Source organism: Salinimonas chungwhensis DSM 16280 (assembly GCF_000378185.1).
Classification (GTDB): domain Bacteria; phylum Pseudomonadota; class Gammaproteobacteria; order Enterobacterales; family Alteromonadaceae; genus Alteromonas; species Alteromonas chungwhensis.
Map to the genome: position 1 here is coordinate 299,453 of NZ_KB899377.1, position 12,436 is coordinate 311,888.

A 12,436-nucleotide genomic window follows, 5' to 3' on the forward strand; every position below is an offset into this window, starting at 1 on the left:
GGACATCATTCATACATAACTGCTCGCCATCAGCTTTGATCATAGTGAGAAGTTATTACTCGAAAAACCGCGATGAGTCTGATAATGAGATTATCTGTTCGGATTAATTGGGTAAATATAAAATCTTGCGACACGGCGCGTTGTGAGATTGTTGCGGATGATATGTAATATCCTGCCAGAGGAGCATTGTTAATGGCGGGAATAACCAAAATATTACTCTGGCAAAGCTAGTCTTCATATATGTGGTCACACCTGTCAGTCCTATGCTTAGCGTAAATGATTTGTCTGATTAGTGTGCAGGTGTTGCCTTGCAGCAACAATGTATAGTGAAATTTGTGTGATGTGGTAAATAGAGGCTTTTTCGCAGACATAAAAAAACCGAGGCTTGGAGGACCTCGGTTAACGATTTGGAATACACATGGTTATCGCTTTGGATAGAGATGGGATACCGAAGCGATGAAACGAATATAGCAATACGCTTAAATAACATCGCTCTTAATTTTCATATAAAGGTATTCATTTTAATACTCAAATATTTCGTTAAATCTGGTATTAATCATTCTCGCCTCAATCGGGCCTGCATACAGGCTGTCAGGGCCTTTGAGATTAAGGCATCCGCTCTGCTATTATAAAGGATATAGTGCGAAGGCCAGCATACATAGCTACAATAAGCAGGCACCAAAACGTCAAAATTGAAATTATAGTGTTTCATCTTACTTTTCCATCCGGAGCGGAAATGCTAACCGGTCCAGATGGCTCGGATAGATGTTAAATGGATTACCCCTTCCGGGTTGATGAAGTGAGGCCCGGACAATAGAGAATGTTCTATGTCGCAGCAAAAAATCGAGGCGTTTCTGAGTGGAGCCGATCCCACAAGGACAGGAAATGTAGCGGACTTGTCCATGTTGCTTGAAGCGGTTCGTCAGTATTTAAAAATGGACGTCGCTTTTACTTCACGATTTACCGAAACCGACAGGCAGATAGAGCTGGTACGTAAAGACAAAGATGCGGAAAGTTGGTGTAATCTGCAGTTTGGCGACACTGATCCACTTGACCAGTCTTATTGCTTTAAAATTGCAGAAGGGCAGCTCAGTAATATAATCGCTGATACCAGTGCTGATCCCATAACTAATGAAATGCCCGTTACCAGAGCATTAGATATTGGATCTTACATTGGTGTGCCTATACCGCTTAAGGATGGTGAGATATACGGTACTTTGTGTTGTTATGATAAGGGGCCGAATGAATCACTCGATGAGCGCGATCTGGAGCTATTGCAAATCATCGCATCTTATATCGGACAGGTGCTGGGGCGTACTTATAGCAGTAAGAAAAAACAGGATATTATTCGAAAGCAAGTCAGAGCTGTGATTGATAACGGCAAGCTGGATGTTGTATTTCAACCAATTTATGGTCGCAGCAGCCAGAATTATGAGTACTATGAAGTACTGGCCCGATTCAATACCGAGCCCTACCGGCCACCAAATGAATGGTTAAGTGATGCTGATTTAGTGGACCTGGGGCTGGAAGTGGAAAGTGCCATTGTGCATAAAGTCGCAGAGCGTCTCACTCAGGCTAATGAGGTAGGGCTGGGACTTAAAGTCGCGGTGAATGTCAGTCCGCGCATGATGGAAAGTGGTCTGTTACCTGAACTGCTCAATAATGTAGATAGCAATCAACTGCGTCTTGAATTGACAGAACATGTGCGAATTACCAATTATGAACGCTTCCGGGAGTTTCTCAGACCGCTGACCGATAAAGGGTTTAAAATTTGTATTGATGATGTAGGAGCTGGTTTTGCCAGTCTTAAACATATCCTAGAAATTGAACCTGATGTGATAAAACTGGATTTAAGCCTGGCCAGCAATATACACAATGATACTAAGCGTCAGGCTCTGGTAACCGGTTTGCTAGCCTTTGCAAATAGTTTTGATTGTGAAGTTGTAGCAGAAGGCGTTGAAACGATAGAAGAATATCGAGCGCTTGAAGCATTGGGCGTGCGCTTTTTTCAAGGCTGGTATTTCTCACGACCGATGGGGTTTGAGCAGCTTTCATCAGCCAGTCCGCATAAAATGCCAGATAGTATTAATTAATTTGCAGTTAAAAAAACCGACATTTACATGTCGGTTTTTTTACATTCTAAGACAGGATTGATAGGCTAAAAATGCTGTAGGTACGCGGCATTGTTACATTCACTTTAGAACTTAGATTCGGTTATGCGCAAATTTGTCTGTGGTATTGGACTGTTATTACTTCTTTTCGGGTGCTCAGGACGACCCACCTTCGAAGAGATGCAAACACATTTTGAAGAAAACCGCGCCACTTTCTCAATGATCGCCGCGCTGGCTTGCGATAGCGGAGAAGAAAGTGGCGCAGACGAGATAGCCATTACCTCAGATTCATCGGTAAATCAAACACTACTGGCACTTGCAGATACGATGAATATCGAAAACATTATTTACCGCCAGGCTGATGGTAGGTGCGCGTTGACAATGCGTATTTACGAAGATGAGTATGCCACGGGGTACGAGCAATTTGCTTATCGCTATAATGTACCTGACCCGGCACCTTACAATCCCATCACCCATAATTATGATACTGCTGTCGAAAAGATTGAGCAGGGCGCAATCGATGAAATTGATTTTGATATGAAACTCGCTAAACGCTGGTATTTCTCCTTTTCGTATAAGGATATAGGCTAATCATCAGGGGGAATGTCTGGCGGTGAGTTTATAAATTTGCAGCAAAGCTACTAATACCATGATTCCCCCCGCTACAGCGAAAGGTAAGCGATGATTAATATGGTAAAACAAGGCTGACAGCGGTGGCCCGATGATATAGCCCATAGCTGGCGTGGCTGTAATCATTCCGGTTACGCGGCTTTGCCGCTCAGGTAAACATCGCATAGTGGCAATAGCCGCTAATGATGGATAAGCCGCTCCCATTCCAAGACCTAATAGTCCCATGGCAATATAAAGCACAATAATTGTCTGATGCACTGATATCAGAAAATAGGCTGCACTTAGTAGTGGCAGGGCCAGACAAATGAGCGTTTCCGGACGTAGTAAATGACGCTGCACCACCCCGAACTGAATGATGAGAGAGAATACCGCACTGACCATCATCGCTGCGCCGGTAAGCTGAGCAGCCTCGACAGTAGTCGCACCATTGTCGTCCATCAGAAAGAACGACAGACTTTGTTGCATCATTGCCATACAAACAAATAAGCTTGCGCATCCAATGATAAAAACTTTGGTTGAGGTGGCTACCGGCGTAGTCGCTGAGCCCCCACGAGAGTGCGCTGCACTGGGTGGAGCTTCAAAGGCAGGAAGCTTGTACCATACCAATAACCAGGCAAAGATGGTTAATATCAATATGCTGTACAAAGGCGCCAACAGGCCAAATACAACCAGTAACCCGGCCAGCGGAGGCCCCAGCACCTGCCCTAAATTATTTGCCGAAGTGACTTTGCTGATGGCTGCAGCGCGATGGGACTGTTGGCTCATTGCCACCACGTAGCCAACCGCCGAAGGCGGAGTGGCTGACATAATGGATGATTGTAAACTACGCGCAATCAGCAATATTATGAATAAAGCCGTGCCGGTTAACATACCGGCTAGCCCCAGCCACCATAATGAAGCAAATATAAACGTGCCCAGCGTATAGCCAGCCAGGCCAGTCATCAACAGACGTTTGTATCCAAAATGCGCAGAGACTCTGCTCCAGCCATTAGCGCCAACTGCAAATACCAATGCGGAGCTAGACATCATAATTGCCACCTGAAGCTCGCTCAGCCCGACTTCGCGTCCTAACGAGGGCAGTACTGTGAGAAAAACACTCTGGCCCACGGCAGTCGCCAGTAATGCACAAAACAAAATCACATACGTCATGAGGTTATCGCAAGAAAGGAAGCATCAGAAAATGCTTATGATAACATGAGCAACAAACGCCCGTGGATTCATAAAAAAGCTCCCGCCAGAGGGCGGGAGAAATCAGAGGTATTGAAAGGCCTGATTTGGCCTTAAGGGGAGATTAACTGTCAACTGACAGTTCACTTTTGACGTCGCTTACGTCATCGGTGTTCTTTGCAATGGCTACCGCCAGATCTCTCTCACTGGGCGTTCTAACGGTGCCGGATAATGTAACAACGCCCTGGTGCACATCTACACTTATATCGCCGGCAGATAATTCAGACTCTAGCATCAAGCGGGCTTTTATCACGGTCACTATCTTGGCATCTTTCATATCGTCAGTGAATGTGTCCCACTTGCCTTCATAATCTTCCGGAGACACTACTGATAAACGATTATCAACCGCATCAACACCCTCAATAGACTGCGCCAGTTCAGTGGCTAACCGCTTATCCACTTCGCTGTTTACCTTACCGGTTAAAATAACCGTACCGTTTTTAACATCCGTATTAATATCCAGCGTATTCAGCTTACCGTTAAACAACAGGGTGGCTTCTACCTTGCCATCAATCCATGCATCGTTTGCCGATGCCTTCCAGTCATTAGACTCACTGGCTGCCATAACCGACGATGATGTAGTAACGCTTAAGGCCATTACTGCGTAAAGCAGAAACATTCTTTTCACTGGTAGCTTGCCCTGTTAATTTACCTTTGGTTAAAGATAAGCCAAATATATGCCATACTTTGTTTTGTTATTAACTATTTGATTATTAGTTATTTTAATTATTGCAGGAAGGTTTCTTGTACGATGTTTAGCGCTCAGTGGGAAGATATTACTTGATGAGTGTCGTTACTTTCATACTCAGACAGGGCAGGCACAAAGGATATCTTCCGCCTGCTCATCCAGCCGCTCTAATCGGCGATATTGGGTTTCGTGCAGTCTCAGGTTAAGGCGCAGGACAGCGCCGTTAACTCACTGACGCTAATGGCAAGTTATCATTGGTACATGCCGCAGTACTGGCCTGAACAAACTCCCACCGGTTGCCATACAAGTCAGAGATCACAAATGCTTTAGTCTCATCCGGCTCGAAGGTTGAAGCCGTCACATGCACATCACATTTGGTGAGCATGATGCGCAGGCCGGCCAGGTGTCTGACTGTAAGGGTGCCAATAATACCATCTCCAGCCTGCAGTCCGACCATTGCCTGTTCATCACGAGTCACGGCACGCTTGAGTACAATTTGCATCGGGCTGCCTTCGGCCGGGGCCAGAGTAACCCAACGTGACCCGTCGGCGCGTGGTCTATCGTCTATCCGGGTAAAGCCAAGCTTGTCGATGTAAAAGGCACTTGCTTCCTCTTCATCATCAACCAGAAGAATAAACGACGAAAAAATAAAGTTATCACTCATATCGCACCACTAAGAATATGCACCAGCCAGGGCAAAATTGTAGCCCTGAGCCAGCGCGCACGTCGGTACATTTTTTTACACCCAGGTATTTGATGCGCATCTACACTCAACCAATTTTCAAAACGTCACAAATAAGCATTATGAGACAGATTGCGTAGTTATGTACTATATGGCGCTGCCAACACAAGGATGCATGATGCTAGCCGACTACCTGACCGCCTTTGACAGTATTTCATTGGTGACCGCTCTGGTTTTAATGATTACCGCTTTTGTAACCGCGCTGTTCACCGCGGCCATGGGAGTTGGAGGGGGCGTATTATTGTTAGCGGTCCTGGCTTCAACGGTACCGGTGCACGCGCTCATTCCCGTGCACGGGTTGGTGCAACTCGGTGCGAACGGCAATCGGGCATTAATGACAGTACGGCACCTGGATAGAGCCGTCTTTTGTTACTTTCTTGCAGGAGCGCTGGCAGGTGCCATCGTAGCATCGTTTGTGATTGTTCAGCTGCCTGTTATCTGGATACAACTGGCGGTGGCAACGTTTATTCTTTTTCTGGTGTGGGGTCCGAAGCCCGACATCCGCGAAACCTCGGCAAGTGGCTATGTTGCTGCCGGTGGCATTACTACGTTAATTTCTATGTTTGTAGGGGCTGCCGGTCCTCTGGTAGCGGCTTTTATCCACCGAAACTATGATGACAAGCTCAGGTTAACGGCAACATTTGCAGCATGCATGACGGTTCAGCACGCCCTCAAGGGGGTGGTGTTCACCTTCGTAGGGTTCGCTATTTACCAGTGGGCGTTTTTAATCCTGGCAATGGTTATCAGCGGTACGCTGGGAACATGGGTTGGCCTGAAAATGCTGGTGAGAATACCTACCGGGCATTTTAAGCGTGCATTTAAATGGATAGTTACGCTGTTGGCTCTGCGTTTATTGTATCAGGTTGGCTGTACCCTGTTTTACTGACTGTTTGTTATCTGGTTTTTCGGAACATTTGCGTTAGATCAAGTATTGCTTTTTTGATCTGTGGTCCACTTAGCGCAGTGGATTCTCATGCCCGTTTGAGAATCTGAATTTGTACTAAGGAGACACACCATGAGCGATACGTTAGTTGAACTATCGCGCTGGCAGTTTGCACTGACTGCCATGTTTCACTTCATTTTTGTGCCACTGACTCTGGGCTTAAGCTTCCTGCTTGCCATCATGGAGTCAGTATATGTAATGACCGGTAAAGAAATTTATCGGGAAATGACAAAGTTCTGGGGCAAGTTGTTTGGGATAAACTTTGCCATCGGGGTTGCGACCGGCCTGACTATGGAGTTTCAGTTCGGTATGAACTGGTCTTACTATTCTCACTATGTAGGAGACATATTCGGTGCGCCACTGGCCATTGAAGGGCTGATGGCATTCTTTCTGGAATCCACATTTGTCGGGCTGTTCTTTTTTGGCTGGGACAAAATGTCGAAGGTGAAGCACCTTATGACGACCTGGCTGGTGGCCCTGGGCTCAAACTTTTCTGCGCTTTGGATACTCATCGCCAATGGCTGGATGCAATACCCGGTGGGCGCTGAATTTAACTTTGAATCCATGCGCATGGAAATGACCAGTTTTGCGGAGGTCGTGTTCAATCCGGTCGCTCAGGTAAAATTTGTCCACACGGTGTCTGCCGGTTATGTGACTGGTGCCATCTTTGTGCTGGCCATTTCCAGCTATTACTTGCTTAACCACAAACATATTGCGTTCGCCCGCCGCTCATTTGCCATTGCCGCAAGCTTTGGTCTTGCTTCTGTGCTATCGGTTATCGTCCTTGGTGATGAAAGCGGTTATGAATTGGGCGATGTACAGAAAGTCAAATTAGCCGCGGTAGAAGCGGAGTATGAAACCCACCCGGCCCCTGCCGCATTTACACTCTTTGGCCTTCCCAATGAGGCAAAAGAACAAACAGAGTATGCTGTGAAAATTCCCTGGCTGATGGGGCTTATTGCCACTCGCTCACTGGATGAGGAAGTGACAGGCTTAAAAGATCTTAAAGTAGCGCATCGGCAAAAGATTCTTTCTGGCGTCATTGCCTACGAGCAACTGGACAAGGTACGCAAAGGCGAGGCCAGTGAGCAGGAAACGGCGCTGTTTAACCAGCATAAGGACAACCTTGGCTACGCTATGCTGCTGGAGCCCTACACCACCGACATTACTAACCCAACCGATACCGCGCTGGCTAAAGCCGTGGACTACAGTATTCCTGCGGTAGCACCCTTGTTCTGGTCATTCAGGCTGATGGTGGTATGCGGCTTTTTAATGCTGGCGCTATTCATTGCTGCCTTTTATTACAGTACCAAACACCGAATCACCCAGCCGCGCTGGCTGCTGAAAGCCTCCCTGTATAGTTTACCGCTACCCTGGATTGCCTGCGAAGCCGGGTGGTTCGTTGCTGAATATGGTCGTCAGCCCTGGTCAATCGCCGAAGTACTGCCGGTGCATACCTCAGTTTCAAATCTCAGTGTATCTGACGTGGTAACTACTCTGGTGCTTTACAGTGTGTTTTATACAGTCATGTTCATTATCGCCTTCTCTTTAATGAAAAAATTTGCCAAAAAAGGGCCGGTTCCGCCCGAGGATGATGACCACATCAATGACACCATTGGACTGAGCACTGATGAAGGAGTAAGAGCATGATCGACTACGAAGTATTACGAATTATCTGGTGGTGCCTGGTCGGGGTGTTGCTGATTGGCTTTGCCATCACAGATGGTTTTGATTTAGGCGTGGGCGCCCTGCTCACCATCATTGGGCATAACGACAAAGAGCGCCGGGTGATGATTAATACGATTGGTCCACACTGGGATGGCAATCAGGTCTGGTTCATCACCGCCGGAGGAGCGATTTTTGCGGCATGGCCGATGATTTATGCTACCGCTTTTTCAGGCTTTTACCTGGCGTTGGCGCTTACGCTGATTGCATTATGGATGCGGCCGATTGGTTTCGATTACCGCAGTAAACTACCTAATGCCCAATGGCGCAAAGGCTGGGATTGGGCTTTGTTTGCCGGCGGAATCGTCCCTTCGCTCATCTTTGGTGTGGCATTTGGTAATTTGCTTCTGGGTGTCCCCTTTGAGCTTGATGACACCCTTAAGTCAACTTATACCGGCAGCTTTTTCGGACTGTTAACACCTTTTGCGCTACTGACAGGGCTGGTGTCGGTATCTATGTTGCTAAATCACGGGGCCACCTGGCTGCAAATGAAAACAGATGGCTTTGTGGAAGTGAGGGCCCGGGCTACCGCAGTTATTTTATCGCTGACAACAGTAGCGCTATTTATTGTGGCAGGCCTGTGGATTGCCTTTGGCATCGAGGGGTTTGTTATTACCTCCTCGCTGGATACCCAGGGCACGTCTAATCCGTTGCTTAAATCGGTGGTTCAGGAACCGGGAGCATGGATGAACAATTACGCCGCCTACCCATGGATGGTCGTTGCACCGCTGCTTGGTATTGTTGGTGGGCTGATGTGCGCAGGGTGTTCAAAAGCAAGACGGCCAGGCTGGGCTTTTGTCAGCAGCAGCCTGATGATAAGCGGCATCATACTGACCGCAGGATTTTCGATGTTTCCGTTTCTGATGCCAAGCACAGTAATGCCTGATGCCAGCCTGACAATGTGGGACGCCACGTCCAGTCTGATGACGTTAAAAATTATGTTTGTTGTCGCCTGTATCTTTGTTCCTCTGGTGCTGGGGTATACCGCTTACGGGTTTTATGTCATGCGGGGGCGTCTCAAATCAGACGACCTGGATAAATCACACGCTATTTATTAGGAGACATTATGTGGTACTTCACCTGGATACTGGGGGTTCTTCTGGCCTGTGCATTCGGCATCATCAATGCAATGTGGCTGGAATCTACCGAAGATATGGACCGTAGCGATAACCAAGCGTAAGGCAGAAAAATGAGGCAATCACCGTTACAGCAGTGGCTGGATGCAGAGCTTAGTCATGTGGCACTGCCGGGGCTGACACCTGCTATTGCCGTAAGCGTGGGTAAGGCGTTGATGCTCATCGCTGCCTTTGGTTTTTTTGCCTCTATCGCCGACCAGTGGATTGTCACTGGTCAGCCTGCAGATTCACTGATAACGGCTGGTCTGGCGATTATGTTAACTGGTCACTGGATTCTAGAAGGGATAGGTCAGCACCTGGCTCACCGGTTGCGAACCCGTCAACTGTACATTCTTGAACAGTGTTTCAGTCAGCAGCTCATGCTTCGTCAGCATGCGCTGGTGCGAACCAGGCCGGTTTATCACTGGCAGTTGGTGTGGCAAAAACATATCCCCGCCATCGTCAACTGGCGAACAGATTACTGCGTGCAACAATATGTTGCAGTGATTGTGCCGCTGATTGCTTTGACGGTTATTTTTTATATGAATTATTTTATCGGCGCCATGTTACTGCTGACCTTGCCGGTAGTGCCTTTGTTTATGATTGTGGTGGGTAAGGGAGCCGCGTACCTTCACCGCCGGGAGTTCACGGCTTTAACCCGTCTGGGAAGTTTGTTCTCCGACCGGTTAATGGCACTTCCCGTACTGGCAGGTACTGGCGCACACGTCGTACAGCAACAACATCTTAAAGATGCCAGTCTGGCATTGAATATACGCACGATGAAAGTGGTGTCCGTGGCATTCTTATCCTCGACGGTGCTGGATTTCTTCTCAACCCTGGCCGTAGCGCTCATCGCAGTGTATATCGGCTTCAGCCTGCTGGGAGAATTACAGATGGGCCCTCAGGTAACCTTTTTTTCAGGTCTGTGGGTGCTGCTAACTACGCCACTGTTACTTAGCCAGCTTAAAAAGCTGGGACAGTTTTATCACCAAAAAGCGCAGGCTGAAGCAGCCAGTGAGGCGTTGGCAGGACTGCTTGGGCCGACAGTGATGGACAAGTCTACCCCGGAAATATTTAGCGGCTTTAGCGCATCAGATTTTACTATGCAGATGCCCTTGCTTAAAGCCAAAGAGCTCAGAATTACTCCTGGAGACTGGGTGCAGGTCTCCGGGGTTTCCGGAGCAGGGAAAACTGCGCTACTTGAGGCGCTTGCGGGTTTTCGTCAGGCCTCTCATAAGTTGGCTGGTAGAGCAGTATTGCTAACCCAGCAACCCGCTTTTTTACCCGGAACCTTGCGTGAAAATTTATGCCTTGGGTACGCCTATCCCGATAGTCAGTTGTACCACAAATTGCAGCAGGTGGGGTTGGGCAGTGCCATTAGTAATCTGCCGGCGGGACTGGACACACTGATGGGCGATGTGCCCGCGTTGTCAGGCGGCGAGCTACAACGGCTTGCCATCGCCAGGTTATTGTTAAGAGATGCACAGGTCTGGTTACTTGATGAGCCAACAGCGCATTTACCAGAAGATCAGCATACCAACATATGCAGGCTGATTCGACACTGTTGTCAGGACAAAACCGTCATATGGGTGTCGCACAAATCACTGAAAAAAGATTGGTTCTCGGCTATCTGGCACATTGAGGATCAGCATATTCGTCAGGTTCAGGAAAATATATGAAATCAACGCCGTGGGTGTCTTTATGTCTGGCTGTCCTGCATGGTATCGCGGGCTTGTCGATTCTGGTGGTTTCAGCCTGGTTTATTGCCGCCTGTGCAGTCGCACCGATTGGGTTTAACTATATGTTACCTGCTGTGGCAATCAGAGCGCTGGCATTAATTCGCATCGCATCCGGTTACGGGCATATGTGGGTAGGTCACAAAGACTTACTGGCGCGCACAGCGGTATTACGGGACGGTCTGTTTGGTCGTCTGTTACATCATCGCATTGCACGCCGGGCGCAACTGGCTGAGGCGCTAAGTGCACATACGGAGACAGTCGCATCGGTATGGGTGGCCTGTATTGCTCAGGTTGCCACGGCCGTTATCGTGCTTCCGGCGCTGCTGGCAGCAGGTCTTTATCTGGTGTTACCCGGTACCATTTTTATTGTGGTATTGGGAATGGTGTGGCTGGCTATTACAATTGGCGTGGTGGTGAAAAGCCTGGATGTGGCGGCCGAGCAGGTTCTGGCTGAACAGGCACTGGCTGAACGCAGTGAAGCCTATTTGCGGACCAGTTCATTATGGCATTTGTACGCGCCGGGTCAGCATAACCGACCTACGGCGATGCCAGTTTGGTCACTGGAAAATAGATTACAGTCGCTGTCCGAAAAAGCCGTCTGGACTATTCAGGCGCTGGCGTTTTTGATGGTGATAATCATGGTTGCCTGGCCCGCTGCCGGCGTTTTGCACAATCCTCTGGCGATGATTGTACCGATGATTTTGTTGGCAGCGCCAGACTGGTTAGGTCGATCTGCGGCCACGGCTACTTTTGCGGCTCGTTTTAATAAGGCGCGCCAGGCACTGTCAGATTTATCTCTGCGCCATGTGCCTGTTATCACCGCGCCTGTGGGGAAGATACGGTTACAGCGCTTCGCGGCACGCGGACGGCCTATGGAGCCGGTGGATACTGTATTGCCCCAATGCGGTATTGTTACTGTAAGTGGCCCTTCCGGCACCGGTAAATCATCGTTGCTACAGGCGCTGGCCGGGGAAATTCCCTTTTTTGGCAAAAAATACAGCGATACATTGTCATTGCCTCAGGGCCTTGTTGAGCCCTGGCTATATGTTCAGCAGGCGCCCACGGTTTTGCAGGCTACGCTGCGGGACAATCTTGACCCGGCGCGTCGGTGCAGTAATGATAAGTTGCTGGAGGTGCTCGCAAGCGTCGGGCTGGGCTACCTAACCGAACTCAGTCAGTGGCTGGGTGCTGGCGGGCGCACATTATCCGGCGGCGAAAGTAAGCGTCTGGCTATTGCCCGCGCACTATTGACCAATAAAAAAGTCTTGTTGGTGGATGAGCCCTTTGAGGGGCTGGATGTTTTTAGCCGTAGCAAGCTGGTCAGTCTTTTTAATACATTATCTCACACCCATCTCATTGTTATTGCAACCCACATCCGTGCGTCGTCGCTCAGGGTGGATTGCACTGTCGTTATGAATAGCGGGCTGACCGTTACTGATCAGCAGGCGAGTATCTGAAAAATAACAGTAAAGTTAACCCTCTGATAAGCCGATATACCTCTTACATATTACGACCT

Annotated in this window: 11 protein-coding genes; 8 read left to right on the forward strand and 3 right to left on the reverse strand. The window is 48.5% G+C overall.

Going from position 1 to position 12,436, the window contains the following annotated elements; all coding sequences use genetic code 11:
- Window positions 1-827 precede the first annotated feature (827 nt).
- Both F458_RS19115 and F458_RS0105660 read left to right on the forward strand, forming a co-directional pair.
- On the forward strand, window positions 828-2,093 hold the full coding sequence (locus tag F458_RS19115) for a sensor domain-containing phosphodiesterase (protein WP_083928591.1): 1,266 nt from the start codon (window positions 828-830) through the stop codon (window positions 2,091-2,093).
- Window positions 2,094-2,216: 123 nt separating this feature from the next.
- Window positions 2,217-2,702, forward strand: a complete 486-nt coding sequence (locus tag F458_RS0105660; RefSeq protein WP_156824177.1) for a hypothetical protein — start codon at window positions 2,217-2,219, stop codon at window positions 2,700-2,702.
- A 3-nt stretch (window positions 2,703-2,705) separates the two neighbouring features.
- Here F458_RS0105660 and F458_RS0105665 read toward each other — a convergent pair whose 3' ends face one another.
- From F458_RS0105665 to F458_RS20055, 3 genes are all read right to left on the reverse strand, one after another.
- Window positions 2,706-3,890 carry an MFS transporter gene (locus tag F458_RS0105665; RefSeq protein ID WP_018982419.1) on the reverse strand — a complete coding sequence of 395 codons (1,185 nt, stop codon included), beginning with the start codon at window positions 3,888-3,890 and terminating at the stop codon, window positions 2,706-2,708.
- A 142-nt stretch (window positions 3,891-4,032) separates the two neighbouring features.
- Window positions 4,033-4,587, reverse strand: coding sequence for a BON domain-containing protein (locus tag F458_RS0105670; RefSeq protein WP_018982420.1), 555 nt, complete (start codon window positions 4,585-4,587; stop codon window positions 4,033-4,035).
- Between the two features lie 292 nt (window positions 4,588-4,879).
- On the reverse strand, window positions 4,880-5,320 hold the full coding sequence (locus F458_RS20055) for a VOC family protein (protein ID WP_018982421.1): 441 nt from the start codon (window positions 5,318-5,320) through the stop codon (window positions 4,880-4,882).
- A 196-nt stretch (window positions 5,321-5,516) separates the two neighbouring features.
- Here F458_RS20055 and F458_RS0105680 point away from each other — a divergent pair, with 196 nt between their 5' ends.
- The 6 genes from F458_RS0105680 to F458_RS0105705 all read left to right on the forward strand — a co-directional run bounded on the left by F458_RS0105680 (window position 5,517) and on the right by F458_RS0105705 (window position 12,377).
- Complete coding sequence (locus F458_RS0105680; RefSeq protein ID WP_018982422.1) at window positions 5,517-6,284, forward strand: sulfite exporter TauE/SafE family protein; 768 nt, start codon at window positions 5,517-5,519, stop codon at window positions 6,282-6,284.
- A 129-nt stretch (window positions 6,285-6,413) separates the two neighbouring features.
- On the forward strand, window positions 6,414-7,991 hold the full coding sequence (locus F458_RS0105685) for a cytochrome ubiquinol oxidase subunit I (protein WP_018982423.1): 1,578 nt from the start codon (window positions 6,414-6,416) through the stop codon (window positions 7,989-7,991).
- On the forward strand, window positions 7,988-9,124 hold the full coding sequence (gene cydB / locus F458_RS0105690; protein WP_018982424.1) for a cytochrome d ubiquinol oxidase subunit II: 1,137 nt from the start codon (window positions 7,988-7,990) through the stop codon (window positions 9,122-9,124). Before F458_RS0105685 ends, cydB begins: the two co-directional genes overlap by 4 nt.
- Window positions 9,125-9,132: 8 nt before the next feature.
- The gene (gene cydX / locus F458_RS20395) at window positions 9,133-9,246 is read left to right on the forward strand and encodes a cytochrome bd-I oxidase subunit CydX (protein WP_018982425.1); all 114 of its coding nucleotides are present in this window, start codon (window positions 9,133-9,135) and stop codon (window positions 9,244-9,246) included.
- Between the two features lie 9 nt (window positions 9,247-9,255).
- Window positions 9,256-10,860, forward strand: coding sequence for an ATP-binding cassette domain-containing protein (locus F458_RS19125; protein ID WP_018982426.1), 1,605 nt, complete (start codon window positions 9,256-9,258; stop codon window positions 10,858-10,860).
- Window positions 10,857-12,377, forward strand: coding sequence for an ATP-binding cassette domain-containing protein (locus F458_RS0105705; RefSeq protein ID WP_018982427.1), 1,521 nt, complete (start codon window positions 10,857-10,859; stop codon window positions 12,375-12,377). The genes F458_RS19125 and F458_RS0105705 overlap by 4 nt, the downstream gene beginning before the upstream one ends.
- The last annotated feature ends 59 nt before the right edge of the window (window positions 12,378-12,436 follow it).